A 26,328-nucleotide genomic window follows, 5' to 3' on the forward strand; every position below is an offset into this window, starting at 1 on the left:
ATCAAGATGAAATATAAACCGCGCACAGAACCGGGTTCCCCTTTGCCTCTTGGCAGCGAGATAACGCCATGGGGTATCAATTTCGCTCTTTTTTCCAGACATGCCGAAGCGGTTTCCCTGATGGTCTTGCCTGATCCGGAAAGCCTGGAACTCACAGAGTTTCCCCTGGATCCCGCTGTCCATAAAACCGGCGACATCTGGCACATCCTGCTGGTCAATGCTCCTGCCACCCTGCGCTATGGGTACAGTATTGCCGGTCCCCACGACCCTCAGGGAACCGGTCATGCCTTTGACGCATCCCGTATCCTCCTGGATCCCTATGCCAAGGAAATTCACTCACCGCATTGGGGTGGAGAGCGGACCTGCCTTGGCCGGGAACCCTGCTGCCTGCTTGATCGCCACGACTATGACTGGGAGGGCGACCGCCCCCTCAACATCCCGCTCAAGGATTCCATCATCTATGAGCTCCATGTCCGTGGCTTCACCCGCCACCCGTCTTCCCAAACCAGAGCACCGGGAACGTTCCGGGGTATCACCGAGAAAATAAGCTATCTCAAGCGGCTGGGAATCACCGCAGTCGAGTTGCTGCCGGTGACTGAGTTTAATGAAAACGAAACCACCTTTGTCAATCCTGACAGCGGCGAACGATTGAAAAATTTCTGGGGATACAGCCCGCTTTCTTTTTTCGCGCCCAAATCCGGATACAGCAGCGATCCTGAAGCACCCCTCAACGAGTTCCGCGACATGGTCAAAGCGCTGCACCGGGCCGGCATTGAGGTCATCCTTGACATTGTCTACAACCACACCGCCGAAGGCGGTGCCGATGGACCCACCACCAGCTTTCGCGGTATTGACAATACCATTTATTACCTGCTCGATCCCTGGACCAGGGCGTATCTCAATTTTTCCGGCTGCGGCAACACCTGCAACTGCAATCACCCAATTGTCCGCAACCTGATCATGGATGCCCTGCGCTGGTGGGTGATTGAAATGCATGTGGACGGTTTTCGTTTCGATCTGGCCTCGATCCTCGGTCGAGATGCTCGGGGAGAGGTGCTGGCCAATCCCCCGGTAGTCGAAATGATCGCCGAGGATCCAGTGCTGGCCGACACTAAAATCATCGCCGAGGCCTGGGATGCCGCCGGTCTCTACCAGGTCGGCAATTTCTCCTCGCACCACCGCTGGGCCGAATGGAACGGCCGATTTCGTGATGATATCCGCTCGTTCATGTGCGGTCATCCCGGTATGGTTCCGGCCCTGGCCACCCGCATCGCCGGCAGTTCCGACCTGTATCAGATCAATGGCCGCCGTCCCTGCAATTCGATCAATTTCATCACCAGCCATGACGGTTTCACCCTGGCCGACCTGGTCAGTTACAATGAAAAACACAACCTGAACAACGGGGAGGAAAACCGGGACGGCGACAACCACAACCTCAGTTGGAACAGCGGAATGGAAGGGCCGACTAACAGCTCGAAAATCCAGGCACTCCGCTCCCGCCGGATCCGCACCATGGCGGTCATCCTCTTTCTTTCCCAGGGCGTTCCCATGCTGGTTGCCGGCGATGAGTTCGGACGCAGCCAGGAAGGCAACAATAATGCCTGGTGCCAGGATAATACCATCGGCTGGGTGGATTGGTCCCTGGCCAGGAAAAATCACCGTTTGTTGCGCTTTTTCAGAAAATTGATCCAACTGCGCACCACCCATCCCGTGTTCCGCCGCGACGATTTTTTTGCCAGTAACGATCGATCCGGGGTGGCAGCCAACCCGCCGGACATTGTCTGGCAGGGTCTTCATCCCGGCGAGCAGGATTGGTCGGCACAATGCACAACCCTTGGTTTTTTCCTCAGCGGCGCACACCTCCCGGAAAAGGACGACGATTTTATGATCCTGCTCAATGGCAGTGCCGATACTCCGGCGACCTTTACCATCCCATCACCCTCTCGGAACAGGATCTGGGCCAAAATTATCGACACCGGCCAACGGGCCCCCCTCGACTTCGTTGACCCTGGGGCGGGAGATAGAGTACAGTGCGGATCCGCAATCAAGGTTGCCAACATGGGATGTGTTGTCCTCCAGTCCATCAACATACCAAAGGGGTAAGCATATGATTCAATTGCTGATGCTGGGTGATTCCCTGGTGGAGTGGGGCGACTGGCCGACACTGCTTCCGGATGTCGCAGTGATCAACCGCGGTATCGCCGGCGAAACTACGGGAGAATTGGCGGTGCGGCTGGGAGCTGAAATCGAGGCCTGCCCCGATCCCGATGCTGTGCTCCTCCAATCCGGCACCAACAATCTGTTGTTTGGCGATCTTTTTTTCCCCGTGATTTTCAACACTATGATCCCACGACTGCGGCTGTTCTATCCGCAATGCCCTTTGATCATCACCTCCCTGATGCCCATGCCCATTGTCCTACGGTCGCAGCTTGACCAGGTCAACCGGGAGTTGGCCGAGGTGACCACGGCAACACCAAACTGTCACTTTCTTGACATGACCAGACCCTTTTCCGAGCAATGTCTGCCAATCACCCATCCGGGTTTCCTCAACGACCAGGTACATTTGAGTACCAGAGGTTACCAGGTTTGGGCTGGAGAGATCCGCCGGTGCCTGCAGTCCCTGTTTTCCGGACCCGGTTGAGGTTGACAGACGGACTCCCTCTTCTTATTTACTATCCAAGGACAAGCAAAGTTACCAATCACGGGGTTTGTAACCGCTTGTTTTATAAAGCTCGGGTACTGTAATCGGTCACAGGTGCCCCAGATTTGTGCAGGCGCGGTTGCCCGCTATAGCCCTTCTATGCGGGCAGCCGCGTTCGTGCAAAGATGGGGTACCTGTGATCGCTTACCAAGCAAACCCTGTCCGCCCTTGAAAATACGGCACTGCCAACCTACCTGACCACCGGTTGCGACTCATTTTTCACCATATCCTGCGGATGGAATGGAGCAGTAGCACTGTACGCTCAGTGAAAACAACAACGAACTACACGACAGAAGCACGACAAACCGAACTGATGCACCCCAGCGACAGGCTGCCACCACACCAGGCTGAACCGGAGCTGAACGCCGGACAGTTGCCTGCATGCTTTTGATCCGATGATCAAGTACAGAACACATACCTGGATCCAAGAGCGTTTGTCCGCCCCGAGGGGCGGTTGGTGAAGGAGAATTGCCTAACTATCGTCGTATTTTTAACCCGAGTTCAGCAAATTACATCAACAACAGAGCCCAGCCTTCACGGATTCAGGACATGCACCTGGTGCAAACAGAAAGGCCGCATGACCTGAAAAGTCGAATCGGTGCCCGAGCAGAAAATTTCCACCATGCACATGTCCCACGTGCCCAACACCCCGACGTATTTCCCATTGCAGGAGAATCATAGATGATATCAAGACACGTACTGACATCCTTTACCGCTCTTTTTTTTCTTTTCAATACCTCCACGCTGCACGCTGATTCCCAGAGAACCAGGCCCGGGACTGTCCCTGCCGGCCAGATGGAGGCTGTTATGGAAGGAATGGGCCTGCGGGGCTCGGTCCTGGAAACCATGAACAGCGCCGGATACACCTATCTTCACCTGGAGACGGCTCAAGGCAGGGTCTGGGTGGCTATCCTCGAAGATAGTGTCCAGAAGGGACAAGAGGTCATCGTTGCCCCGGGTATGATCATGCGTAATTTTGAATCGAACACCCTGGGCCGTACCTTTGAGACCATTCTTTTTTCGTCCGGCCTCGACCGTGAGGCTATGGCACAGTCGACCACACCGGTCGCTCCCGCCGACAACGAACCACAACACATGTTCAGTTTCGCTGAAGCCCTGCAGGCAGAAAGAAGTGGCGGCGCCCCGGTGACCGGTCCGCCGGTTGGTGAGGATGCGCTCATGGGGGATTCTCCCGGCAGCGCCGGCGCCATTGTCCCCGCCAAAAATGTTAAGGTTGAAAAAGCTTCCGGTGACAACAGTTTTACCGTGGAAGAACTCTTTGCTCAAGCAGCTGCGCTGCATGGCACCACGGTCAGGGTCCGGGGCAAGGTCGTAAAAATCTCCCGCATGATCATGGGTAAAAACTGGGTCCATATTCAGGATGGCTCAGGCAACCCGCTCCACAACCACCATAACCTCGTGTTCACCACGCTCGATGATCCCGGTGAGGGGGCTATTGTTACCGTGGAAGGTATTCTCAAAGCCAACCGCGACTTCGGTGCAGGGTACAGGTACGAGGCCATCATCGAAGACGCCAGCGTTGAACGATAGCCCTGGTACGCCCCGTGTTTGCCCCTAAAATTCACCCGGCTGAGATCGGCTTTGATTTTGATGGTGTCATTGCCGATACGGTCGAGGCCTTTCTCCGTCTTGCCTGTGAACAGTACAACCACTGCGGTCTCCGTCCGGAAGATATCACCGATTTTTCCGTGGAGCAGTGTCTGTCCCTGGATGCCGGCATTGTCGAGACCATCTTCACCACAATTCTTCATGACTCGGTGGGCACCGGGCTGCTACCCATGCCTGGAGCTCCGGAAGTTCTTGAAGCGTTGACCCGACAGGCGGAAGTGACCATCATCACGGCACGTCCCCATGCCGCTCCCGTGTACGATTGGCTGGAAACAGCACTACCGGTGCCCGTGGGGCAACGAATCAGAGTGGTGGCCATGGGTGATCACAACGACAAGGTCCGCTACGTCAAAATGTCAGGTCTCTCAGCCTTTGTCGATGACCGGGCGGAAACCTGCCTGCAACTCAATGAAGCAGGCATTCGTCCCTTTGTCTTTTCTCAGCCCTGGAACCGGAAACGGCACCAACTGCCCACCGTGCGTAACTGGAACGATATCCACGCCCTTTGCTTCTGACCTGTCCTCTCCTCCGGAGTAGAGCCCATGCCCTGTCCCACCAGCGAAGTCGCCCGACACCCATACAGAAACCCAGCCCCCACCGTGGATATCATCATCGAAACAGAAGGAGGGATAGTGCTGATCGAACGAAAAAACCCACCCCCTGGGTGGGCCCTGCCCGGCGGCTTTGTCGATTACGGCGAGTCCTATGAACAAGCCGCCCGGCGTGAGGCCGCCGAAGAAACCGGTCTTGCAGTCACCCTGCTGCTCCAGTTTCATACCTACTCAAATCCAGATCGTGATCCCCGCCAGCACACCGCATCAACCGTCTACATTGCCTCTGCCTCCGGACAACCAACGGCCGGGGATGATGCAGGCCGGGCAGCAATCTTTCATCGCCACAACCTGCCGCCGCTGGCCTTTGACCACGCGCGAATTCTCGAGGATTATTTTACCTTCAAGGAAACAGGCAAATTACCCCTGTTAAGGCCGACAACTGGCTGATTTTTCACCCTGGAAACTGGCACCCTTTGCCGATGATTTTATCGGGCGGTTTCCTCAATCTGCAGGGTCCCGACGCTGACGGTCGGGGGACGATCAACCGGCTTCGCCACGGTGGAATCACCGGATACGGTCGAATCATCGGACGACTCTTCTCCGATCTCTGTGATGATCACGGTAGCAGTGTCTGATGGGGGCAGGGTCAATGGCCTGATCAGAATTGCCTGATCACCCTCTTCCGGTTCCGTCAGCACAGGTGGCTGTACGCCGCGAAAAAGGGCAACAAGAACGACAAGAGCAACAAGAAACAAAACACCAACACTCCCCAGGACAATCATTCGTCCCCGGGCCAACCCGTTGAAGCTCACCTGAGAAAAGGCACCGGCCGGCTCATGTTCCACCTCTCTCTGCTCGGCTTTCACCATCGGTTCATCCGGTTTCGTGGCCGGTTCCGGTTCCGGCGTATGAGTCCGCCCGGTTATCCTGGCAACAAGGGGCTCGGCACCCACCAGTTTCGCTCGCTCCTCCTGCAGACCAGGAACATCAATGGCGATCCCTTCAATATCCCGGTACACGGAATCGGCTCTTGTCCGTCGCCCTTCCTGCGCATGTGCCCTGGCCTGCTGCCGCAGCTCATCCACCCGGGCGACCAGGCTGTCCAATTCCTGCTGCAAGGCGGTTTTTTCCCTGGGATCGATTTCAGTACCGAGTTGCCGACAGAGGAAACCGGCTTCGAAAATGCGCTTTTCACTGATCCTGGAACGGATCAAGGCTGTGGGGTTCTTTACGGTCACGGACGGCTCAGGGTGCATATCGGTACGCATCAGCTATGGATGGAAACAAGGGAAGGGCAACCCTTCACCAGCACCTCATCTGCAGACGACCAGGCAGCCGCGCAGAGGATCAATAGAACTCGTCAGCCTGCTTGTCGCTTGTGAAGCGCCGTTAAAAAGTCCCAGGTCATGCGCTCTTGTCCCTGTACCCGGTGCAGCTGCGCATTAAACACCGGCACGTAATACTGGTCTGTACTGGCATCTACTGGCATCTACTGGCATCAGGCAACAACGAGGGACAGAAAGAAGAGAAGGGGATCAGAAAAGATATCTGAGTATCAAATAGGCCGCCAGTCCCGCGCCCGCGGAACCATAGAGCAGCAGTCAGGGCATGCACTCTCCTCCTGATCGCCTGACAAGAATCGTCAGGGTGGCGATTCCAACCATCACAGCAGTGCCGAGCACAAACAGCTCTTTCATCCCGCCTCCCTTGAGAAAGCCAACTACCCTCTTATTTTTACGCCCTTTTTCTTGCGCAGACGGATTGCCTTCGGGGTAATCTCCACCAGTTCATCATCATTTATATACGATATGCAGTCTTCAAGGCTCATGTCAATGGGTGGTGTCAGAATGACGGCGTCATCCGATCCGGAAGCGCGGACATTGGTCAGCTTTTTCCCCTTGGCCGGGTTGACGATCAGATCGGCCGGCCGACAGTGCTCGCCAATTATCTGGCCGGGATAGGTCTCGATGCCCGGACCAAGGAACAATCGCCCTCGCTCCTGCAGATTGAATAAGGCATAGGCCACGGTTGTGCTCGGCTCTTTGACAACCATGACTCCGTTGACGCGGTTCTGGATCTCACCGGCATAGGGACCCCATTCCGCAAAAATATAATTCATCACCCCCATACCGCGGGTATCGGTCATAAAAACCGAGCGATAGCCAAGCAATCCCCTGGTCGGCACCTTGAATTTCATCCGGGTCATGGCCTTTTCCACCTGCATATCGACAAGGATTCCCTTCAATTTCCCCAATTTTTCAATAACCACTCCCTGGTACTGCTCATCCACCTCCACCGACAACTCCTCATACGGCTCCAGAGTTTCACCGTCCACTTCCCGCATGATAACCTGGGGTCGGGTGACCTGAAACTCATACCCTTCCCGACGCATCTTCTCGATGAGGATTGAAAGGTGTAATTCGCCGCGCCCTGAAACCCGGTAACCGATGCCTTCGGTCAGCGGCTCCACCTGCAGGGCCACATCGGACAATGTTTCCCTTGACAAACGTTCTTCAAGATGACGGGAGGTGACATATTTCCCATCCTGGCCGGCAAAAGGTGAATCATTGGCAATAAAATGCATGGAAATGGTGGGTGGGTCAATTTCGATAAGGGGAAGAGGCCGTGGAAAATCCGGATCAGTGAAGGTGACCCCGACCGTGACATCTTCCATACCGGCGACAGCGACTATATCCCCGGCTGAGGCACTGTCGATCGGCACCTTTTGATCACCCCGGAAACCAAAAATTTTGTTGATCCGCACCGGCGAGATGGAACCATCTCGGCGGGCGACCACGAGGTTCGTTCGCAAATCCAGATACCCGTTGACCAGCTTACCAATGCCCAGACGACCGAGATAAGGAGAGTAATCGATGGTATTCACCTGCAACTGCAAGGGAGCTTCAACACTCCCCGAAGGAGGCGGCACGTGGGCGATGATCATCTCTGACACCGCCTGCATGCCGGTTTCCTCGGTCACCGGTACCTCAGGGGAGGTGAGAGCATACCCGGCTTTGGAAGAAGCATAGACAACAGGAAAATCAAGAACATGGTCGGGTGCATCCAGTCGATCGAGCAGGTCAAAGACCTGATCCACCACCCATTCGCACCGGACAGCAGGTTTGTCAATTTTGTTGATCACCACCAGGATGGGTAAACCGGCGGCCAACGCCTTTTTGACGACAAAAAAGGTCTGCGGCATTGGCCCCTCCTGAGCATCGACCAGAAGGACGGCTCCGTCGGCCATGCGCAACACACGTTCAACCTGGCCGCCAAAGTCAGCGTGACCCGGGGTATCGATGATATTGATCTGATAGGGACCATGGACGTAGGATCCATTTTTTGAGGCAATGGTAATCCCGCGTTCTCGTTCAAGGTCCATGGAATCCATGAGACGTTCCGCCACCTGCTGATTGTCGCGGAACATACCGCTTTGACGGAAGAGCTGATCAACAAGAGTGGTTTTCCCATGATCGACATGGGCGATGATGGCGACATTACGAATATACTGCTGTTCCATACTGCTCCTGCCCCGGAAAGGGCACTGATAGGCATCTGCTCAAGGGCCAACCTGACACGCAGACTTGGTGGATGTGGTGGTACCACAATCGGGAGACCCGGGGAGGTAATTGGACAGGCAGCGGTGGAATGTCCAGTATACCGCTCACAGGAAAGTGATCCGAACAAAAAGGTGCTTTTATACAAAGGAAACGACTAAAAGACAAGGAGATTGCCGGGAGGAGCATTTACCAGCGCAAAAAAACGTCTCGACGGGCTGCAGCTGAACGCCGCAGTGCCGGGATATGTTCATCAACATAATCAATGACCCGAGCTTTTTTTCCTCGTGCCGGCCGCATGATCCGACCGACCACCTGCAACAGCCGGCCCTCGAACTTGATCGGAGTGGCCAACACCAGGGTGCTGAGACCAGGGCAGTCAAAGCCTTCACCGATGAGCTGCAAAGTGGCGATCAGCACGGCGACCCTCCCCTCACGCAATTCCGTCACGATGCGCTCCCGATTGTCGGAAGTCGCTCGACCTGTGAGCAAAGAAGCGGTGACACCTTGCTGCTTGACTAGCTGCTTCAGGGCCCGGCAATGCGCAACCCGATCTGAAACCACCAGAAGCGTGCCCTGGTGCCCCTGACGAACAAGGGTAACAATATCGCTGGCGATCAGACAATTCCGCTGCTCATCATTAACCAGCGCCTTGATCAAAGAGCTATAGTCCCACTGCCGGCAGGCAACGAAACCGGTGGACCGCTGGAGGAGATCCGGTCGCACAACAGCACCACTGGCCTCGAGAATACGGTTGTCCACCGTATACACCCGATCACCCATATACGCATAGATCAACCTTGTCATAGCGCCTTCCCGGCGAAAAGCGGTGGCGGACAGCCCCAACATGTAATAGCTGTCAAAGGCTGCAACAACTTCGGTAAAAAGGCTGGCCGGAACCCGGTGGCACTCATCCACCACAATCTGGCCAAAATGCCGGGGCAGATTCACCAGGTTTTTTCTGGCGGAATTGACAATGGCCACCGTCACCGGTTGAAGGTCGAAAAGACCATCACCGACCTGGCCCGTTTCGATATCGAGAAACTGGCGAATCCTGTCCCGCCACTGGTAGAGGAGTTCCTTGGAGTGCACCAGGATAAGCGTCGGCTGTCGGCGCAGGGCAACAATATTCAGACACATGACCGTTTTGCCGGATCCGGTGCCAGCTTCAAGCACTCCGAAAGAGCGAGCCAGAACCGCCTCCACCGCTCGTTGCTGGTAGGCGCGCAACCGTCCATGGAAACGGAATTCTATCTCCGGAAGCAGTCGACGCTGGTCGTCAATTTCCGGAGGTTTTCCGGTTGTACGACGACAGAGCAACACCGCCTGATTACCGAAACCGCGGGGAAACACTAAGCCATTTTTTTCTTCACGATAATACAGCAGATGAGGTTTGAGTTGCCTGCCGACCCAACGACCATAGCGCTTTGCGGCCTGATATTTGGGATTTTCCAGAGTCAAAGCAGCGCGAATGGCGGCAGTCAGCTCTGGCGGTGCTCCCGTGATCATGCATTCTTGACCGACGGTGAGACGGACGGAAGAATGACTGCATGCCGGTTGTGACCCTTTGCTCATACTGCTCTTTTACAAGATCTGTGCCAGCAACAAGGATAAAATCGGCCGACGCGGCAATAGAACCGTTTTTTATCCACCCGTACCTTGACACCGACTGAAAAATAATGCATCTTAAGAGGCTTTTTCTGAAACTTGATTTGATCGATCAGCAGCAGTCCCGCTGAATCGCTGTCCAAGGACATACACAGGAGCATTGCCCTACATTGTGCTCCATTCTGCCCGAGCACGAACTCACCATAACGGACAGCGTTCCCGACACTCCGATTTTCTTTTATCGAGCGCAACATGGCAATACACCCTTATTACCGCAGTCTCAGCTACCTTATCATCCTGCTGCTTGCCGCATCGATGACCCACGCCCGGGAAAGATCTCCCCGAGACCTGGTCCTCTCCATCCCGGCGGAAACCGTGCAGGCAACCATACAATCCATCCTGCCCTTGACAATCCCAGCACACCATGAACTGTTACGAGGGGAAATCATACTCGAATCCCTTGATCAGTTATCCATTGACAACAATATTATTACCGTGAGTGGCATGCTTTCCGGAAGAAACCTGGTGGCGGTAACCAACATTGCCGGTCAGGACATCCTGCTTCGACTCGGTCAGGCTCGCCTGCCGGTCACCTGCGACTTGATCACCCGCTTTGATTCCGAACGTAGGGAACTCTATGTCACCCCCAGGTTCCGCAATCCGGGGCAAAACAACAACCAGGAAAGCTCGCTTGCTCCCTTGCTCGGCGCCTTGGCCGGCAGGGAGTTTCATGTCGACCTCGATGCGTTGCGTCTCATTGGCATCACCATCGGCGACCGATTAATCCCCCTTGCCCTGGACCCGGTCAACATAGTCAGCGAACATAATTCCCTCATCGTATTTCTCCAGCCCAAAGTTCACGCGTCCAATTGATCACGTACGGTATCTTCATTGTCCAGGAGGTCCAGCATGTCTGAAAACTGTCTTTTCTGTAAAATTGTCGAGGGTGAAATCCCGGTCACCATCCTCTATGAGGATGAAGACATCATTGCCTTCAACGATATCAATCCCCAGGCACCGATACACTTCCTGCTCATCCCTAAAAAACACCTCAGTGGCCCGGAAGACGTGGCCATTGAAGATGAACGGGTGGCGGGAAAGCTGATGCGGATGGGAAATGAAATTGCCCTCCAGGAAGGATGCTCCCAATACCGGGTCGTGGTGAACAACGGTCCCCAGGCAGGTCAGACGGTTTTCCACCTCCACATGCACATCCTTGGCGGACGCGATATGTCCTGGCCTCCGGGGTGAAAACACTATTCGCAAGCTATCACAGGTACAAAAGCTTTAAACAGAGGGGCTATAGCAGACAGCCACGCTTTCCCGCAGCACCGGGCAGTATTGGCTTCTGAGCTTCTGAATAGCTACGCCGGGAGCATGCCGTACAGGTAGTTGATAATGTCGGTTCGGGTGACAATACCAATGACCTTCTCGCCCTGTACCACAGGGAGATGACCGATATTTTTCCGCACCATCAGGTCCGCCGCCTCGTCTGCCGGTGCATCCGGAGATATGGTGGTCACGTTCCGGTTCATGAAGGCCTTGACCGGACTGTTCCACTGTTTCTGCAGACGTAGTTTTTTCAAGTCCCAGAGGACCACAATACCGAGCAGCCGATCCTCCTCTTCCACCACCACTCCGCGAATCTTCTCCTCCTCCATGATATGCCGAACCTGGTGCATCGGTGTATCCGGATTGACGGTTGTCACCGGGAAGGACATCATGTCGGCAACCAGCGCTCCGCCCACTTGCACCTCATGAAGAGCGGCAATGATTTTCTGACGAATCTCCCCGGCGGTCATCGACCCGCCGGTAATGGTGGCCGACCCGGCCCCCGGATGGCCGCCGCCGCCAAATCGCTGCAGCACGGTGTTAACGTTGATCTCCGGAACACTGCTGCGGCCAATGATAAAAAAACCGTTGCCTTCGTTGATAAAAATGACGAACACTGCGTCGGCGTTGACGATTTTTCCATACAACTGCACCACCATGGCCAGTTCAACGTGCTTGTTGATGGTCACAACCCCAATATCGACCCGTTTGCCTTTGATCTCCTCCTGCTCGGCATCACGCATCAGCCGGAACAGAACTTTTTTCTGCACCTCACCATACGCCATATTGAGAAAATCAACGGCAATATTCAGATCGGCCCCCTGTTCGAGGAGAAAGGCAGCAGCCCGGGCATCCTCCGGGGTGGTGGAACTGAAGGTCAGTTGACCGGTATCTTCGTATATGCCGAGAAGGAAAAGGGTGGCCTGCAGTGGAGTCAAATCCAGGGACTGGCGCTGAATCTCTCGCAGGAACAGAGTGATGGTGGCACCGACCTTTTCAACGCATTGCCAGTGAGGATTGATATCACCGATTCCCGGGTGATGGTCCCATAAAAAAATCTCCACATCGTCACGCTCCTTGAGTTGCCCCATTCCCTCCAGGCGCCGCCACTGATTGGTGTCGGTGATAATCATCCGGGTGACGGTCGCCGGATCGACCTCCTTGGCCAGGATGATATCAAAGGAAGTTTTATGCAGGGACAAAAAACGCTGGACATTGGGGTTGACGTTTCTGGGGCACACCGCAACAGCGCCCGGATAGAGCAGAGTGGCCGCGATGATGGAAGACAGGCCGTCAAAATCAGTGTTTTTGTGGGTTGTTGTTATTTGCATCGCTTCAATTCACAGAGAAAAGTCCTTCGTGGGGGAGCAGCAGAGATGAAAGGCATCGTCCTTATTCGATCTCAAACGACATCAGCACTTCATCAGCCCCCACCGCCTGACCTTTTTGCACCAGGACATCAGCAACAACACCGTCCACCGGAGAAGCCACCCCGCTTTCCATTTTCATGGACTCGAGAATCACCAGATTCTGACCGCGGTGGACACGTTCGCCTTTTTGAGCAAGGACATCCACCACCAGACCCGGCATGGGGCACAGGAGGATGTTGTTAAGCACCACATCGGCTTTCTCCGGCATATACTGCATCAGGGCCCATTCTTTCGGAGTATAGACCTCAAACAAACGGGAAATACCATTGAATGACATAAACATGAAAGACTCATCAAAGCGGATCCGGAAACGGTAGTCCTGGCCGTTGATATTGAGTTTGAGGCGACGGCGAAAGAATTCAAAGGTCGGAATTTCTACCTCATGCCTGGTCCCGTCGACCTGGATGGTGCACAGGCGACCGCTGACCGGCGTGCCCTCCAGAACCACCTCGAAGACATCCCCTTGGCAGCGAACCATGTACGGGTGCATCCGATCCGCCTCCCGCTTACCGCCGATGTTGGAGATCATGGGCCGCAGTGATTCCCGTACCGCTACGGTGCGGGTATGGTAAATAAGGGTGGCCGCCAAGGCAGACAGTTGCAGATGTCGCAGGGCCGGTGACCGCTTGGATGTTCCACCGTCAAAATGCTGCTCAACAAAACCGGTACTCAGGCTTCCCTCGGCAAATTCAGGGAGACACAGCACCCGGGTGACAAAATCAATATTGGTTGCAACACCCTCAATGTGATACCCATTGAGCGCTTCAATCAGGATCCTTCTGGCATCCTCTCTGGTTTTTCCATAACTGATGACTTTAGCCAGCATGGAATCATAAAAGACGTCTACCTTGCCGCCGATATTGATACCACTGTCCACCCGGATCCCCTGCCCCCGTGGTGCAGCATAGCGGGTGACCATACCGGTTGCCGGCGTGAATCCCCGCTCCGGTTCCTCGGCGCAGATCCGCGCTTCAATAGCCCAACCGCTGAAATTAATACCACTCTGCGCAAAAGGCAATGCTTCACCGGCTGCGATACGCAACTGCAATTCAACCAGATCGAGTCCAGTAATCATTTCGGTGACCGGGTGCTCGACCTGCAAACGGGTGTTCATTTCCAGAAAATAAAAATTGTGCTGGTTGTCCATGACAAACTCGACCGTGCCGACATTGACATACCCGGCATAGCGGGCAAGGTCACAGGCAGCCTGGCCCATCCGTCGCCGCAGATCGGGCGAAACCGCTGGTGACGGTGATTCCTCGATGACCTTCTGATACCGCCGCTGGATGGAACACTCCCGTTCACCCAAATGAACGATATTACCATGAATGTCCGCCACTATCTGCACCTCGATGTGACGGGGTTGCTCGATATAGCGTTCGACAAAAATACGGGTATCGTTGAACGCTTTTTGCGTTTCCTGGCGGCTGGCGGCCAGAGCCGCCGACATATTTTCGGGGGTCCGGACAATACGCATCCCTTTGCCGCCACCACCGGCGGCCGGCTTGAGCAGAATCGGATACCCGACCGCTTCGGCCGCCTGCAGAGCTTCCTCCACATCCTTCAATGCTTCGATGTGGCCGGGAATAACCGGTACTCCGGCCTTTTTTGCCAGTTCCTTGGAGGTTATCTTGTCCCCCATTATCTCAACGACCTTTGCCGGCGGGCCGATAAATGTCAGGCCAGCTTCCTGTACGGCCTCAGCGAACCGAGGGTTTTCCGAGAGAAAACCGTAGCCGGGATGCACGGCTTGGCACCCGGTAGCCTTGGCTGCATTAATGATTTTTTCGATCACGAGATACGACTGCTGCGAGGGTGAAGCACCAATATGCACCGACTCATCCGCCAGGTGGCGGTGCAGACTACGACTGTCGGCATCGGAGTAGACCGCCACGGTGGCAACACCAAGCCGGTTGCAGGTTCGAATGATACGAATGGCTATTTCACCACGATTAGCGATCAAAATTTTGTCAAACATATCGAGCCTCAAAGAGGAATATTTCCGTGTTTACGATCTGGTCCCTTGGTTCTTTTACTGTCCAGCACCTGCAGGGTACGGATGAGATGCGGTCGCGTATGCCGGGGAAAAATAACATCATCAATGTAGCCCCGCTGGGCAGCAAGAAAGGGGTTGGCAAAGGTGCTACGATATTCCTCCATTTTTTCATTAAGCACACTTTCCGGATCATCAGCTTCATAAATAGCCTTGCGATGAATGACCTCAGCCGCACCCTTGGGACCCATCACCGCAATCTCCGCCGTTGGCCAGGCATAATTCACATCGCAATGGATATGTTTGGAATTCATCACCAGATAGGCCCCCCCGTAGGCCTTGCGGATAATGACCGAAATTCGGGGGACAGTAGCCTCGGTGAAGGCATAGAGCAGTTTGGCGCCATGACGGATTATGCCGCCATGCTCCTGATCCGGCCCGGGCATGAAACCGGGGACATCGACCAGAGAAATCAGTGGAATATTGAACGCATCACAAAAACGAACAAAACGTCCAGCCTTGAAGGACGCATCGTTATCCAGTACCCCGGCAAGCACGGCAGGCTGATTGGCCACCAAGCCCACAGTCTGACCGCCAAGCCGCCCCAGACCGCAGATTATGTTGCGGGCAAACCCGGCATGAACCTCCATGAACTCGGCGCCGTCGAGAATACTATGGATGAGCACATGCATGTCGTAGGTCTGGTGGGAATTGCCAGGGACAAGATAATCGAGTACCGGGTCGGAACGTTCCGGTGAGTCACTCAAATCGAGAATAGGCGCCCGATGCTGATTGCTCGAGGGCAGATAGCTGATCAGACGCCGTACCTCGCGCAGGCAGAGTACATCATTGGGCACGGTAAAATGGGCCACACCGCTTTTCTGAGCATGCACCCTGGCCCCACCCAGATCCTCGGAGGTGATGTCCTGATGGGTGACCGTTTTGACCACACTCGGCCCGGTCACGAACATGTAGGAAGAATCCTCGACCATAAAGACAAAATCGGTAATCGAAGGACTGTACACGGCACCACCGGCACAAGGCCCCATGATGCAGGAAATTTGCGGTACGACACCGCTGGCGCGGACATTACGGTGAAAAATTTCACCATAAGCGGCCAAGGCGTCGACACCTTCCTGGATTCGTGCTCCTCCGGAATCATTGAGTCCGATAATGGGTGCACCCACCTTGACGGCCAGATCCATGACTTTACAGATTTTCTGGGCATGGGCCTCACCCAGCGAACCGCCGATGACCGTAAAATCTTGACTGAAAACAAAAACCTCCCGGCCGTCAATGGATCCATGCCCGGTGATAACCCCATCGCCAAGATAACTTTTTTCATCCCTGAGGCTGCCGCCCCGACCGAGTTTGAGGACATCGAACTCTTCAAAGGAGCCATCATCCAGCAGCAGATCGAGCCGCTCCCGGGCCATGAGTTTGCCTTTCTGATGCTGGGCTTCCTTCTGCTGGGGCCCACCGGCAGAGATCGATTCCGCCCGCAGTCGTTCTAGAGTTTCTAAGGTTGCGTGATATTGGGTATCCATGCTCCTCACCTGGTAACGGAATCCGATGTCCCGCCCAGGCAGGGGCGGGAACCGATTCTCGATTATTGGTTTTTTTGTTATAGTACGCAGCCGACCTGTTCCACAGTACAATCGGCCTGCTTGCCTTGCACTTTCAATTGAGCAGGGCCAGGAATATCCCCGCCGCAATGGCTGAGCCGATTACCCCGGCAACATTGGGCCCCATGGCATACATCAGGAGGAAATTGGAAGGGTTGGCCTCCCGACCGACGGTCTGGCAAACCCGTGCCGCCATGGGTACCGCGGAAACACCGGCCGCACCGATGAGGGGGTTGACCTTGCCACCGGTGAGTTTATACATCAGCTTACCCATGAGAACACCAGAGGCTGTGCCGATGGCAAAGGCGACCAGGCCCAGGACAATGATCTGAATGGTTTGGATGGTGAGGAAATATTCGGCACTGGCCTTGGCGCCAACGGTTAAACCTAAAAATATCACGATAATATTATTCAGTTCGTTTTGAGACGCTTTGCTGAGACGATCAGTGACCCCACACTCACGAAACAGATTACCAAGCATCAGCATACCCAGCAGCGGCAAGGCGGCGGGTAGAAAGAGACCGGTAATCAGAATGACAACAATGGGAAAGAGGATTTTTTCGGTCTTGGAGACCTCACGCAATTCCTCCATAACCACGGCTCGCTCCTTTTTGGTGGTCAATGCCCGCATGATGGGAGGCTGAATGATGGGGACCAGAGCCATATAGGAATAGGCGGCCACCGACACGGCACCCAGAAGATGTGGAGCCATCATGGATGTCAGATAGATGGCTGTAGGCCCGTCCGCGCCACCGATAATACCGATGGCCCCGGCCTCCTGCGGGCTGAAGCCAAAGGCAAGAGCCCCAAGAAAGGTGATGAATATCCCCACTTGAGCAGCAGCGCCAAGGAGCAGGGTCTTGGGGTTGGAAATCAGGGGGCCAAAATCGGTGAGAGCACCGATACCAAGAAAAATAAGCGGTGGGTAGATTCCCAGCTCAATCCCCATGTAGAGATAATACAACAAACCTCCAGGTTGACCATTGTCAGGCGACAGCATCAATGGCGACAGGGGAAAATTGACCAGAAGCATACCAAAACTGATCGGCACCAGCAACAGCGGTTCATACCTTTTGGCTATGCCGAGATAGAGTAAAAACAGGGCAATGGCCATCATCACCAGACTGGACACACTCGCATTGGCAAATCCGGTTGACTCAATAATTTCCAAGATCATTTCCATTGGCACACTACCTCCATGAACGATGGATGGTTGTGGGAAGGTTCAAAAGTGTCCTATCCCCGCACCGAAACCAAGCCACCTGCCTGTCCTCATAGACCGCGCCGGTGAAAGATCCCTCTCTGCTCTTCAGGTTATGGAACCATTTCCTTGCACCCGATGCTCGTTTACTCTTCGCAGCTTGGGATAAAAATAAAGACCCCCTCGCCAAGAGGTTGCAATGTACCGTTTTCAATAAGACAACGGATGGAAAGGTGAGGATGGGGCAGGTGATATTCTTTGGCAAGGGCGTATAACTCGGATAATTGAAACTCCGAGGGTAATTCTTCAATCAAAGGAGTAAACACCCGCGCAGTCGTCTCAACATCACTGGGATCTGGGGGGGGAACGCGAATAGTGGGTTTGGTTTCTGGGATCACCTCAGGTTTGGCGGTCAATTTTTCCATCAATGCCAGCACATTGTGCAGTTGGGAGATGATCAGCGTGAGCACAATCAGACCGATGAATACCATGCTGACCCCGGTTGCGGCAATAAACCAACCATTGTTGGCTGAAATAGCATCAAAACCGTACATTTGAGGTCTCTCCTCAGCTTAGCCCTCAACCTGAATCCGTGACGGCTGGACTCTTGTCTTGGATGTATCTTGCTGTAATAAAATTATAATTATTGCAAAATCCTTGATAATACCTTCACCAAACGCCCTTCGGAAGCATCCGTTCGTACGCCATCCTCATTGCCCGTACCCGTCCGATAAAGTTGTCCATTAATCGAACGGTCACAGACCATAAAGCTGACGCACGGACATACGCTCATGGATCCAGGATTTTGGCGTGCACACTGCTGATACGCAGTGCATGAATTGCTGCACTGCCGGATGATTACCTGAAGCTGTTATAACGGGCTCAGAGCCTGGGCATTTTTACCTTCTTTGCAGCAAAAACCAGACTCCGTACTCGTGAATATTCTTGCTGAAACTACTTCAATCTTGTCTTAGCAGCATTCCTGGGTCCAGGAAGCGCTCCAGAAGATGTCATACTTGCTTGTGATAATACAGTACCGCGCACTGTATCCGACAAGTTGCAAGCAGGCAGGTGATTATCGCATCCAGCATCCAATCACAACATCGCTGGGCAGTGCAAAGATTGAAAAAGACCTTTATTCTTGCGATAATGTGCTGGAGTGGGTTGATCACTGGCGAAGATTTTTACAACTCTTCATACCCGAAATAGAACCACGATGTCAAATCCTTAGTGCAAGCCGGCACCGATGTACCCGTACAGAACGATAATGATCCTGTCCAGGTTGCAAGAAACCTTATCCGGCGGTGTTTCCACTGCCTGAATCTGTGACGGCTAAACTCTTTGTGGATATATCTTTCTATAATAACATTATAACTGGAGCAAAAAACCTTGATAATACCCTTCACCGGGTGCAGGCATGAGACTGCATGATCTGAATGCGTGAAACCTTCAACCGCATCCGGAGAGCGATGCCGGAGACCAAGGCTGCCTTCTTGTCATCGTCTGATTCCCATGGAAAAAAAAGACAAAGTGTGGAACATTGTGCTCCTCCATATCAATCCCGACCCCGACCTTGTTCCATGCTGTCCGCTGCTTCCACACATGTTCCCGGGAAACAAAATGGGTTGAAAAAACAACACGATTCCTTCAAGAACATCTCGCCTTGCCATGTCCCTCTACCAGAAGCCGGTTCATTGGAACCGGTCACTGCTTTGCAAGCCATCCAAGGAGCGAAACGATGCAATTACTTGCCAGAGACCTGATGAGCCAAGAATTCGAAACTATCCACATGGAAGCCTCGGTGGATAAGGCCATCAAAAGAATATTCAATGCTAAAACCAGAGCAACCGGCCACAAGACCGTCAGTCTGATGGTTGTGAACGATGCCTGCTCCCTGGTCGGCACCATCAGCATGTTTTATATCCTCTATCACCTGCGGCCTTCCTACCTCAATTATGGTATTGACGGCAGCGAACTCTCCTGGAGGATCGAACTCGATGGCTTCATCAAGGACGTCAAAGGAAAAAGGGTCGAGGACATCATGAATTCCAACGTGCTCAGTATCCCCCCTGACGAACCACTGATGGCTATTGTTGACCGCATGATCAAGGACAGGCTTCGTCGCTTATCGGTGGTGGACAATGGCAAACTTGTCGGGGTGGTTTATATATCGGACATTTTTTATCATTTGTTCAAAGAGTAACCGAAATACCGTTGCTCACCCACGGGGAGAAAGGGTGCGCAGCATCTCAACCGCATCGAGGGCCTGCCTGGGATTGAATATCTCAATGCAGACCAGCATTTCCTTGGTGAGATACGGGAGCGCATACCGCAGGGTGGTGGCATCAAGGGCCAGGTGATCAACGTGCCCGTCGGTGCCGGAAAGGTGCAGTTCAACGATGTGGGGATGATAATGATCGGGCAGTGTTATCCCCAGCAGGCTGTGCGTGAGATCATAGGTGAAACGGGGGTGGAATTCGATCCGATCAATCAGATTCTCCACAGCCACCAGGGATGGCCAGGGCAACTGCTGCCAACCGGGGAACGGGTGCAGGGTCATATTGAGTAGAGGGAAACCGCTCTCCTGGAAAAAAAGGGCCGCAGCCAGGGCCTTTTCAGCCGAGTCGGTGGGCAGGTGCACCGTGTACTCGAGATCCAGCGCGGCCAGAGGTTCAAGCCAGGAGATGACCTTGGCGCGCATATCTCTGTCCCACGTGTACACCAGCAGTTCGACAAAATCGACCTGCCCGGCCACCAGCCGGGCGTTATCGAGGAAATTTTCCCCGATAAGCCATGATGTGGTCCCCAATTTCATCCCGTGTCTTCCCGATAACGGCAAAGGTTCCCATCTCCTCGATCATCCGTAACGATGCCTCAATAATGGAAAAAGCCAGGGCGCAACCCGTCCCCTCGCCCAGGCGCATATTCATGTCGAGCATGGGCTCCAGGCCGGTAATTTCCTTGAGCAGTTTCGCTCCCGGTTCAAAAGAGATGTGGGAGGGAATCATATACTGCACCGCCTCCGGCTGCAGGCGAATAGCCGCCAGAGCGGCGACATTGGAAATGAGTCCATCGGTGACCACCGGCACCTTGCGGGCCGCGCAGGCCAGATAGGTCCCGGTCATCCCTGCTATATCGAGACTACCGACCTTGGTCAGCACATCCAGGGGATCGTCGGGATCCGGCCGATGCAGCCGCACCGCTTCCTGCACCACCTCTTTTTTTCGGGCAAAGGCCTCGTCGGTCAATCCCGCCCCCCGGCCGACTACCCGGTCGATGGGTGCGCCGGTGAACGCGTACAAGACCGCGCTGCTGGCAGTGGTGTTGCCAATGCCGATTTCGCCAGTGCCGATGAGATCATAGCCTTGCTCGATGGCTGTAGTGGTGACCTCGATGCCGGTTTCCACCGCCCGGATGGCCTCCTCCCTGGTCATGGCCGGCTCCTTGAGAAAATTGGCGGTACCGCGGCGGATCTTACGGTTGAGGACTTTGGGGAGATCAACGTCGACCTGGATACCGATGTCAACGGCAATGATATCAGCCCCGGCATAGCTGGCGAGAAAATTGACCCCCATTCGTCCCGAAGTGACGAAATCAGCACCGATACGGGTGATATCCTGGGGATACATGGCAACACCCTCGGCAACAACCCCATTATCAGCCATCATGACAATAATGGCTTTTTTGTTGATGACATTATGGATCTTGCCGGTGATGCCCGCCACTTGACGGGCAATGTCCTCGAGTTTGCCGAGACTGCCCGGCGGCTTGAGGCAGTAATCGATCTCTTTCTGGGCCAGTGCCATGGTTTCCGGGTCCGTGGGGCGTATGGCTGCAAGGGTTTGCTGCAGGAGTTGCACGGTGTCTCCTATCGATAATTGAAACGAACAAGAATGGGCAGAGTCCCCATGAATTCAATTTCGGTCAGGGTTGCGTTATCCACTTTGAATTTCCAATACCCCTTGGAGATCGAATCACAAAAAAAATGGGCCAGCATCGAGCGGATGCAGCCACCGTGGGAAACCATGGCCAAGTGTTTTCCCTGGTTATGGTGCACGGTTTCTTCAACAAAACCGATGACCCGCTCCTTGAAGGCGGGAAATGCCTCACCGCCGGGGATGTGTGTCTTCTCCCAGTCGGTAAGCCACAGTTGCCAGATATCGGGATACTGGCGGGCGATTTCAGAAAAATGCATCCCCTCCCACTCACCAAAATGAAATTCCTGGATGGAGGTGTCGGTGATGATCGAGGTCTGCTGCCCGAAGACCAGGGTTGCGGTCTCCAGGGCCCGTTGCAGGGGGCTGGAAAAAATGGCATCCACCGCCATGCCGTTGATCCGTCCTCCAAGAGCAGCCGCCTGCATCCGGCCATGATCGTTCAGCGGCGTATCAGTGCTGCCCATGAGAATACCGGTTTTGTTCTGCTCGGTTTCACCGTGCCGAATGAGATACAGTTTGGTCGTCGTCATATCAGAAATGTCCAGAGAAGAAGAAAAACAAAAAAACTAAGCAGTTCAGCCAGTTCGATGCTGGCGCCGATGGTGTCGCCGGTGATGCCGCCCAGGTGCTTTTTCAGATAGGCGGCAAACAGGATTGCCAATAGAATCGGCGGCAGATGCAGCCCCAGCACCATCCAGGGCAAGAGGACCGCCGGCACCCCGCCCACAAACAATATCCCGGTGACAAGACCAAGGGAGACCAGGGTCGCCGCTACCGCTTGGGCCGGACCAGTCCGATTGACATACTCACCGATGCCTCGTTCTTCTCGGGCATACCGGGCCACCGCGGAATGCCAGGTCAAAGCCATTCGGCCCAAAACCGGGGCGGCCAGTACGGCCAGCAGCGCACCGGTGGCGGGGATATTATGCAAAAATATATATTTCAACAAAATAGCGAGAACAATGGCAACGACCCCATTGGTCCCCAGGGACGAATCACGCATGATTTCCAGCATCCGCTCACGGGGCCGGCAACAGAACAGCCCGTCGGCGGTATCACCGATGCCGTCAAGATGGAGGCCACCGGTCACGGTGATGAGCACAATGACCGCCGCAATGGCGCCAAGCTCCCGCCCCAGGACAGCATCGGCCACCGCAAAAACGATGGCCGCGGGCAGAGCCACCAGCAGGCCGATCAGAGGCATCCATTTCATCCCCTGCACAAAACGTTGAGCGGTGAACTCGATCCGGAGAGGGATCGGATATCGAGTCATGAACTGGAGCATGAGAAGAAATGACCGCACCTTCTGCTCCTCAATGGCCTTTAATGCGCATGGGAATACCGGCAACGACCAGAAAAACCTCCGCAGCCGCCGTGGCCATCCGCTGATTGACCCGACCGGCGCAATCACGGAAAAAACGGGCCATGGGGGAGAGCGGGACAATGCCGTATCCGACCTCGTTGGTCACCGCGACCAGGTCAGCCCGACTGTTGATCACGGCGCTGACAATGGCTTCAGTTTCGGCCAGGACATCCGTCTCCACCAGATGCATCTGGGCCACTGTCGGCATCTGCCAATCCACGGGATGCGCGAGCATCCGGTTGGTGATCATCACCGTCAGGCAATCGAGCAGAATCCCCGCGGCATGGCCGCCTTCAGCGGCAACGACTGCCGAGGGCCGGGTGGGACATTCAACAGTCCGCCAGGAGGCGGGCCGCTGCACCCGATGCCTGGCGATCCGCTCCGTCATCTCCGTATCCATGGCCCTGGCAGTAGCGATGTAGACAATGTCATCGCCGCACCCGGCGATCAATTCTTCGGCGTAGCGGCTCTTGCCGCTTCTTGCCCCACCGGTGACCAGAATTATTCGCCCCATGCAAGCACCATCCGCTAGCAGTCGCGTTTTTCAGGTAATTCGCGACATGTTGAAAAATGAACGTCCCGGATCGGAAAAAACAGAATCAAGACGAATCTTCTTATTGGGCCGACCTAACAGGCGGGAAGTCGGGATAACAATGCATTCGTTACCAGGAGAGAATCAGGGGCCGCGTGCGGCGCTGGTGTCTCATTCCACGAAGACCCGCGTCAGGGAGGAGTGTCTGGCTTTTCCGCGCCGGGCGGAATCACAGTTGCGGGACAGCACGGGATTTGCACCCGTTTCCTCCGGAAGATGCACCGTGTTCTGCTTGAACAGCGCATCACGGTGCTTATAGCGAATTCAGCGAAAAAAAGATAGTGTCATTTGCCCACGGTATGCAGATGAGTACTGGTCAAGGATCCAGTTGAGACCCTATTGCCTCAGGACACTATCTGCAGGCAAAAAAAGTGACATAATTATTGATTTCGACGATACCGGCTTTCTGGATGCCATTGTGGAGCATATTCTGATTATGGGGGCTGGAGTTCCGCCAGGCCTCAAACTGCTGGCGGGCATTGGTGTGCCCCCCACCGACATTTTCGACACAGAGCGTACTGCCGGCACGGTCAAAACGATCCCTGAAGCCGAGATGATTGATTCTCTGCTGGCGGAACATCTCAAAACTGTGCTGCCGGGCCAATCGATGCAATCCGGCATCGGTCCGGAGTGTATGAAGACCATGTTCCTGGCGATGGGTGTTGATCAGTTCCAGTAGGGTGCGGCCGTAGAGGGAACTGCTCCCGGCGGAGGTCATCGGCATGATACTCAGAGACAGGGTCAACAGTGCGCCCCACAGCAAACGTTTACCTGGCGTGTTCTTTCCGGTTTTCAATGCAGTCCATCTCCTTTGTTTTTCCACCAATCAGGGTAGCAAGGTTCACCCCGGCGTCAAGTCTTTTCTGGTTCCGGGCTTGTCTGCCCCCTCTATCACGTGCGACTGGTCCATGGCAGCCTGCATCTCAACTTGACATTACCACTTATGTTATAGTACATTTGCAATAAAATATTTGCACGAAGGAGGAGCTCCATGTGCCGTCTCCAGCAACCCCTGACGCCCCGACAGCGGGAATTTTTCCAATACCTGCGGGACAGAATCAACAGTGACGAGGGACCACCGAGCCTTCGCCAGGCCGCGAAAGAACTTCGCATCAGCCACACCGCGGTGGCCAGTCTGTTGCAGGCCCTGCGGGAAAAAGGCTGGATCCGCAAGGAAGGCTCGTACAGCCGCACCATCGCTCTGCTGGAGGATAGCGATGCGCACTCCACTTCCGCCAGCGGCCGTGCCGTGCCGATCATCGGTCGGGTCGCCGCTGGCCTGCCGCTCCATGCTCAGCAGGAATGGGCGGGCAGCATTCTGGTCGATGGCAGTGTTTTCCGGGGGGACCATCTTTTTGCCCTGCGGGTGCAGGGCGACTCCATGATCAGGGCCGGGATCTTCGCCGGGGATCTGGCGATCTGCGAACCCCGCCAGTACGCGGCCAACGGCGAGATTGTCGTTGCCCTGATCAATAACAAAGAGGCCACGGTCAAGCGTTTTTTTTACCGGGGGGACCACATTGAACTGCACCCGGAAAATGATGCTTACCCGACCACCCGGTATGCCCTGGGCGAGATCCTCATCCAAGGAAAGGTGATCGGCATCCAGCGCGGCCCCGAACAGATGGATCACGTGGCCGGCCAGGCGGTCCGCAATGCCCAAACCATGATCCGCCAGTTGGCTTGAACAGAAAGCGCTGGGACCATTCCAGACAAGCCACCGCACACCCCATTTTTTCAGCAGACATTAGTCCCGGCGCACCACCGGCGAGGCTGCCACGCCGCTCAAGGCGACCTTTCCGGCTCAATGTACAGGCAAAACTGTACTTTAACCGTCCTTTACTTTACAATGGCGGCATGGAACGAACCGTACTCCACATCAATACCGCCGATTTCAGCGTTGCCGTGGCCCGACTGCTGGACAGCAGCCTGCAGGGCAAGCCCCTGATCATCGCCGACCCCTCACCCCGGGCTGTGGTCCATGACATGAGCGACGAGGCCTACGGTGAGGGCGTCCGCAAGGACATGCTGCTCGGCAGAGCCCGACTTCGCTGCCGCAGGGCCCTGGTTCTCCCGCCCCGGGCCGAGCAGTACCGCAGAACCCTGAGCCGTTGCCTGGAGCACGCCTTGGACCTGAATCCGTGAGCGTTCGTCCGTGCGTCAGCTTCGTTGTTCGTGACCGTTCGATTAAAGTACACTTTATCGGACGGTTACGGGCAATGAAGATGGCGTGCGGACGGATGCCCCGAAGGACGGCTGGTGAAAGTTGTTGCCAAGGATCCGGTTGTAATTGCAAGATTGTTACAGTGAGATATTTTCAAAACAGGAGTCCAGCCGTCACGGATTCAGGTTGGAGTATCCCCCCCTGGCCGAAGGCTCCCGCGGCAATGGCCACCTCGATGTCACCGGTACGCACCGGCTGTTCGGCCCGCCGCCGGATATTGGCTGGCGGCTGCGAAACACCCTGCGCCGTGATCTGGGATTTGACCCCATCTGGTCCGTGGCACCCAACAAACTGGTGGCCAAGGTGACCAGCCGCCTGGTCAAACCCCGGCGCGAATACATCGTTGCCGGCGGGGAAGAAGTCTTGTCTTTACAGGGAAAAATGAGTATATTTTTCTAATTAAAGTATATTTCTACATCTGAAAATTCCGCCGGCAGCTCTACTCCACACCCTTAGGAGTCTAGCAATAATAACCTGTACACTTTTTGTTTTGCATTGACGATTTTTTGACTGTATAGTCGCAGCATGGACAACCTTGCCATGCTCCAGCAAAAATATGAGCTTTTGCGGCCCCATCTTGA

The 26,328-nt window shown here is 54.8% G+C and carries 25 protein-coding genes and 1 riboswitch; of the genes, 11 read left to right on the forward strand and 14 right to left on the reverse strand.

Annotated features, from left to right (window positions below):
• The first annotated feature begins 6 nt into the window (after positions 1 to 6).
• From glgX to JWG43_RS07420, 5 genes are all read left to right on the forward strand, one after another.
• Positions 7 to 2,103 carry a glycogen debranching protein GlgX gene (gene glgX, locus JWG43_RS07400; protein WP_205242252.1) on the forward strand — a complete coding sequence of 699 codons (2,097 nt, stop codon included), beginning with the start codon at positions 7 to 9 and terminating at the stop codon, positions 2,101 to 2,103.
• 4 nt (positions 2,104 to 2,107) lie between these two features.
• Complete coding sequence (locus JWG43_RS07405) at positions 2,108 to 2,641, forward strand: GDSL-type esterase/lipase family protein (protein WP_205242253.1); 534 nt, start codon at positions 2,108 to 2,110, stop codon at positions 2,639 to 2,641.
• A gap of 741 nt (positions 2,642 to 3,382) precedes the next feature.
• Positions 3,383 to 4,252 (forward strand): DNA-binding protein, encoded by an 870-nt coding sequence (locus JWG43_RS07410; RefSeq protein ID WP_205242254.1) that lies wholly within the window; start codon positions 3,383 to 3,385, stop codon positions 4,250 to 4,252.
• Positions 4,253 to 4,266: 14 nt separating this feature from the next.
• On the forward strand, positions 4,267 to 4,845 hold the full coding sequence (locus JWG43_RS07415; RefSeq protein ID WP_205242255.1) for a 5' nucleotidase, NT5C type: 579 nt from the start codon (positions 4,267 to 4,269) through the stop codon (positions 4,843 to 4,845).
• Between the two features lie 27 nt (positions 4,846 to 4,872).
• A complete protein-coding gene (locus tag JWG43_RS07420; RefSeq protein WP_205242256.1) occupies positions 4,873 to 5,331 on the forward strand; it encodes an NUDIX domain-containing protein in 459 nt (152 codons plus the stop codon).
• A gap of 38 nt (positions 5,332 to 5,369) precedes the next feature.
• Here JWG43_RS07420 and JWG43_RS07425 read toward each other — a convergent pair whose 3' ends face one another.
• The 3 genes from JWG43_RS07425 to JWG43_RS07435 all read right to left on the reverse strand — a co-directional run bounded on the left by JWG43_RS07425 (position 5,370) and on the right by JWG43_RS07435 (position 9,950).
• Positions 5,370 to 6,122 (reverse strand): hypothetical protein, encoded by a 753-nt coding sequence (locus JWG43_RS07425; RefSeq protein WP_205242257.1) that lies wholly within the window; start codon positions 6,120 to 6,122, stop codon positions 5,370 to 5,372.
• A gap of 482 nt (positions 6,123 to 6,604) precedes the next feature.
• Positions 6,605 to 8,404, reverse strand: coding sequence for a translational GTPase TypA (typA, locus tag JWG43_RS07430; protein WP_205242260.1), 1,800 nt, complete (start codon positions 8,402 to 8,404; stop codon positions 6,605 to 6,607).
• Positions 8,405 to 8,630: 226 nt separating this feature from the next.
• Entirely contained in the window at positions 8,631 to 9,950 is a 1,320-nt protein-coding gene (locus JWG43_RS07435) for a DEAD/DEAH box helicase (protein ID WP_240193445.1), read from the reverse strand.
• Positions 9,951 to 10,301: 351 nt separating this feature from the next.
• On the opposite strand from JWG43_RS07435, the gene JWG43_RS07440 reads away from it, so the two are divergent.
• Complete coding sequence (locus JWG43_RS07440; protein WP_205242263.1) at positions 10,302 to 10,922, forward strand: hypothetical protein; 621 nt, start codon at positions 10,302 to 10,304, stop codon at positions 10,920 to 10,922.
• 36 nt (positions 10,923 to 10,958) lie between these two features.
• A complete protein-coding gene (locus tag JWG43_RS07445; protein WP_205242265.1) occupies positions 10,959 to 11,300 on the forward strand; it encodes a histidine triad nucleotide-binding protein in 342 nt (113 codons plus the stop codon).
• A gap of 113 nt (positions 11,301 to 11,413) precedes the next feature.
• Here the strand turns inward: JWG43_RS07445 and JWG43_RS07450 are convergent, their stop codons facing one another.
• The 5 genes from JWG43_RS07450 to JWG43_RS07470 all read right to left on the reverse strand — a co-directional run bounded on the left by JWG43_RS07450 (position 11,414) and on the right by JWG43_RS07470 (position 18,184).
• Positions 11,414 to 12,712, reverse strand: a complete 1,299-nt coding sequence (locus JWG43_RS07450; protein ID WP_205242267.1) for a CBS domain-containing protein — start codon at positions 12,710 to 12,712, stop codon at positions 11,414 to 11,416.
• 61 nt (positions 12,713 to 12,773) lie between these two features.
• Positions 12,774 to 14,789 carry an acetyl-CoA carboxylase biotin carboxylase subunit gene (locus tag JWG43_RS07455; protein ID WP_205242268.1) on the reverse strand — a complete coding sequence of 672 codons (2,016 nt, stop codon included), beginning with the start codon at positions 14,787 to 14,789 and terminating at the stop codon, positions 12,774 to 12,776.
• Positions 14,790 to 14,797: 8 nt separating this feature from the next.
• Positions 14,798 to 16,351 (reverse strand): acyl-CoA carboxylase subunit beta, encoded by a 1,554-nt coding sequence (locus JWG43_RS07460; RefSeq protein ID WP_240193446.1) that lies wholly within the window; start codon positions 16,349 to 16,351, stop codon positions 14,798 to 14,800.
• A 133-nt stretch (positions 16,352 to 16,484) separates the two neighbouring features.
• Positions 16,485 to 17,612: a sodium ion-translocating decarboxylase subunit beta gene (locus tag JWG43_RS07465; RefSeq protein ID WP_205242269.1), complete on the reverse strand. Its 1,128-nt coding sequence runs from the start codon at positions 17,610 to 17,612 to the stop codon at positions 16,485 to 16,487.
• Positions 17,613 to 17,776: 164 nt separating this feature from the next.
• Positions 17,777 to 18,184 carry an OadG family protein gene (locus tag JWG43_RS07470; protein ID WP_205242270.1) on the reverse strand — a complete coding sequence of 136 codons (408 nt, stop codon included), beginning with the start codon at positions 18,182 to 18,184 and terminating at the stop codon, positions 17,777 to 17,779.
• Positions 18,185 to 19,368: 1,184 nt separating this feature from the next.
• Here JWG43_RS07470 and JWG43_RS07475 point away from each other — a divergent pair.
• A complete protein-coding gene (locus JWG43_RS07475) occupies positions 19,369 to 19,833 on the forward strand; it encodes a CBS domain-containing protein (protein WP_205242272.1) in 465 nt (154 codons plus the stop codon).
• A gap of 15 nt (positions 19,834 to 19,848) precedes the next feature.
• Here JWG43_RS07475 and JWG43_RS07480 read toward each other — a convergent pair whose 3' ends face one another.
• From JWG43_RS07480 to JWG43_RS07505, 6 genes are all read right to left on the reverse strand, one after another.
• A complete protein-coding gene (locus JWG43_RS07480) occupies positions 19,849 to 20,445 on the reverse strand; it encodes a hypothetical protein (protein ID WP_205242274.1) in 597 nt (198 codons plus the stop codon).
• Positions 20,396 to 21,490 carry a nicotinate-nucleotide--dimethylbenzimidazole phosphoribosyltransferase gene (cobT, locus tag JWG43_RS07485; RefSeq protein ID WP_205242275.1) on the reverse strand — a complete coding sequence of 365 codons (1,095 nt, stop codon included), beginning with the start codon at positions 21,488 to 21,490 and terminating at the stop codon, positions 20,396 to 20,398. Before cobT ends, JWG43_RS07480 begins: the two co-directional genes overlap by 50 nt.
• An 8-nt stretch (positions 21,491 to 21,498) precedes the next feature.
• The gene (cobC, locus tag JWG43_RS07490) at positions 21,499 to 22,098 is read right to left on the reverse strand and encodes an alpha-ribazole phosphatase (RefSeq protein ID WP_205242276.1); all 600 of its coding nucleotides are present in this window, start codon (positions 22,096 to 22,098) and stop codon (positions 21,499 to 21,501) included.
• Positions 22,095 to 22,871, reverse strand: a complete 777-nt coding sequence (gene cobS, locus JWG43_RS07495; protein WP_205242277.1) for an adenosylcobinamide-GDP ribazoletransferase — start codon at positions 22,869 to 22,871, stop codon at positions 22,095 to 22,097. Before cobS ends, cobC begins: the two co-directional genes overlap by 4 nt.
• Positions 22,872 to 22,881: 10 nt before the next feature.
• The gene (gene cobU, locus JWG43_RS07500; RefSeq protein ID WP_205242278.1) at positions 22,882 to 23,445 is read right to left on the reverse strand and encodes a bifunctional adenosylcobinamide kinase/adenosylcobinamide-phosphate guanylyltransferase; all 564 of its coding nucleotides are present in this window, start codon (positions 23,443 to 23,445) and stop codon (positions 22,882 to 22,884) included.
• A gap of 217 nt (positions 23,446 to 23,662) precedes the next feature.
• A riboswitch (cobalamin riboswitch) is annotated at positions 23,663 to 23,733 on the reverse strand.
• A gap of 142 nt (positions 23,734 to 23,875) precedes the next feature.
• A complete protein-coding gene (locus tag JWG43_RS07505; protein ID WP_205242279.1) occupies positions 23,876 to 24,319 on the reverse strand; it encodes a CAP domain-containing protein in 444 nt (147 codons plus the stop codon).
• Between the two features lie 195 nt (positions 24,320 to 24,514).
• On the opposite strand from JWG43_RS07505, the gene lexA reads away from it, so the two are divergent.
• From lexA to JWG43_RS07520, 3 genes are all read left to right on the forward strand, one after another.
• Positions 24,515 to 25,210, forward strand: coding sequence for a transcriptional repressor LexA (gene lexA / locus JWG43_RS07510; RefSeq protein ID WP_205242280.1), 696 nt, complete (start codon positions 24,515 to 24,517; stop codon positions 25,208 to 25,210).
• Positions 25,211 to 25,380: 170 nt separating this feature from the next.
• On the forward strand, positions 25,381 to 25,668 hold the full coding sequence (locus tag JWG43_RS07515; protein WP_205242281.1) for a Y-family DNA polymerase: 288 nt from the start codon (positions 25,381 to 25,383) through the stop codon (positions 25,666 to 25,668).
• 205 nt (positions 25,669 to 25,873) lie between these two features.
• Positions 25,874 to 26,146 (forward strand): Y-family DNA polymerase, encoded by a 273-nt coding sequence (locus JWG43_RS07520; protein ID WP_205242282.1) that lies wholly within the window; start codon positions 25,874 to 25,876, stop codon positions 26,144 to 26,146.
• Positions 26,147 to 26,328: the final 182 nt, after the last annotated feature.

The sequence above is a fragment of the Desulfobulbus alkaliphilus genome (assembly GCF_016918545.1).
Taxonomy (GTDB): domain Bacteria; phylum Desulfobacterota; class Desulfobulbia; order Desulfobulbales; family Desulfobulbaceae; genus Desulfobulbus; species Desulfobulbus alkaliphilus.

Excerpts from the sequence above, each read along its gene's own strand:
- glgX (WP_205242252.1), top strand. The coding sequence starts at position 7 with ATGAAATATAAACCGCGCACAGAACCGGGTTCCCCTTTGCCTCTTGGC.
- JWG43_RS07405 (WP_205242253.1), top strand. The coding sequence starts at position 2,108 with ATGATTCAATTGCTGATGCTGGGTGATTCCCTGGTGGAGTGGGGCGAC.
- JWG43_RS07410 (WP_205242254.1), top strand. The coding sequence starts at position 3,383 with ATGATATCAAGACACGTACTGACATCCTTTACCGCTCTTTTTTTTCTT.
- JWG43_RS07420 (WP_205242256.1), top strand. The coding sequence starts at position 4,873 with ATGCCCTGTCCCACCAGCGAAGTCGCCCGACACCCATACAGAAACCCA.
- typA (WP_205242260.1), bottom strand. The coding sequence starts at position 8,404 with ATGGAACAGCAGTATATTCGTAATGTCGCCATCATCGCCCATGTCGAT.
- JWG43_RS07435 (WP_240193445.1), bottom strand. The coding sequence starts at position 9,950 with ATGATCACGGGAGCACCGCCAGAGCTGACTGCCGCCATTCGCGCTGCT.
- JWG43_RS07440 (WP_205242263.1), top strand. The coding sequence starts at position 10,302 with ATGGCAATACACCCTTATTACCGCAGTCTCAGCTACCTTATCATCCTG.
- JWG43_RS07445 (WP_205242265.1), top strand. The coding sequence starts at position 10,959 with ATGTCTGAAAACTGTCTTTTCTGTAAAATTGTCGAGGGTGAAATCCCG.
- JWG43_RS07450 (WP_205242267.1), bottom strand. The coding sequence starts at position 12,712 with ATGCAAATAACAACAACCCACAAAAACACTGATTTTGACGGCCTGTCT.
- JWG43_RS07455 (WP_205242268.1), bottom strand. The coding sequence starts at position 14,789 with ATGTTTGACAAAATTTTGATCGCTAATCGTGGTGAAATAGCCATTCGT.
- JWG43_RS07460 (WP_240193446.1), bottom strand. The coding sequence starts at position 16,351 with ATGGATACCCAATATCACGCAACCTTAGAAACTCTAGAACGACTGCGG.
- JWG43_RS07465 (WP_205242269.1), bottom strand. The coding sequence starts at position 17,612 with ATGGAAATGATCTTGGAAATTATTGAGTCAACCGGATTTGCCAATGCG.
- JWG43_RS07470 (WP_205242270.1), bottom strand. The coding sequence starts at position 18,184 with ATGTACGGTTTTGATGCTATTTCAGCCAACAATGGTTGGTTTATTGCC.
- JWG43_RS07475 (WP_205242272.1), top strand. The coding sequence starts at position 19,369 with ATGCAATTACTTGCCAGAGACCTGATGAGCCAAGAATTCGAAACTATC.
- JWG43_RS07480 (WP_205242274.1), bottom strand. The coding sequence starts at position 20,445 with ATGAAATTGGGGACCACATCATGGCTTATCGGGGAAAATTTCCTCGAT.
- cobC (WP_205242276.1), bottom strand. The coding sequence starts at position 22,098 with ATGACGACGACCAAACTGTATCTCATTCGGCACGGTGAAACCGAGCAG.
- cobU (WP_205242278.1), bottom strand. The coding sequence starts at position 23,445 with ATGGGGCGAATAATTCTGGTCACCGGTGGGGCAAGAAGCGGCAAGAGC.
- lexA (WP_205242280.1), top strand. The coding sequence starts at position 24,515 with ATGTGCCGTCTCCAGCAACCCCTGACGCCCCGACAGCGGGAATTTTTC.
- JWG43_RS07515 (WP_205242281.1), top strand. The coding sequence starts at position 25,381 with ATGGAACGAACCGTACTCCACATCAATACCGCCGATTTCAGCGTTGCC.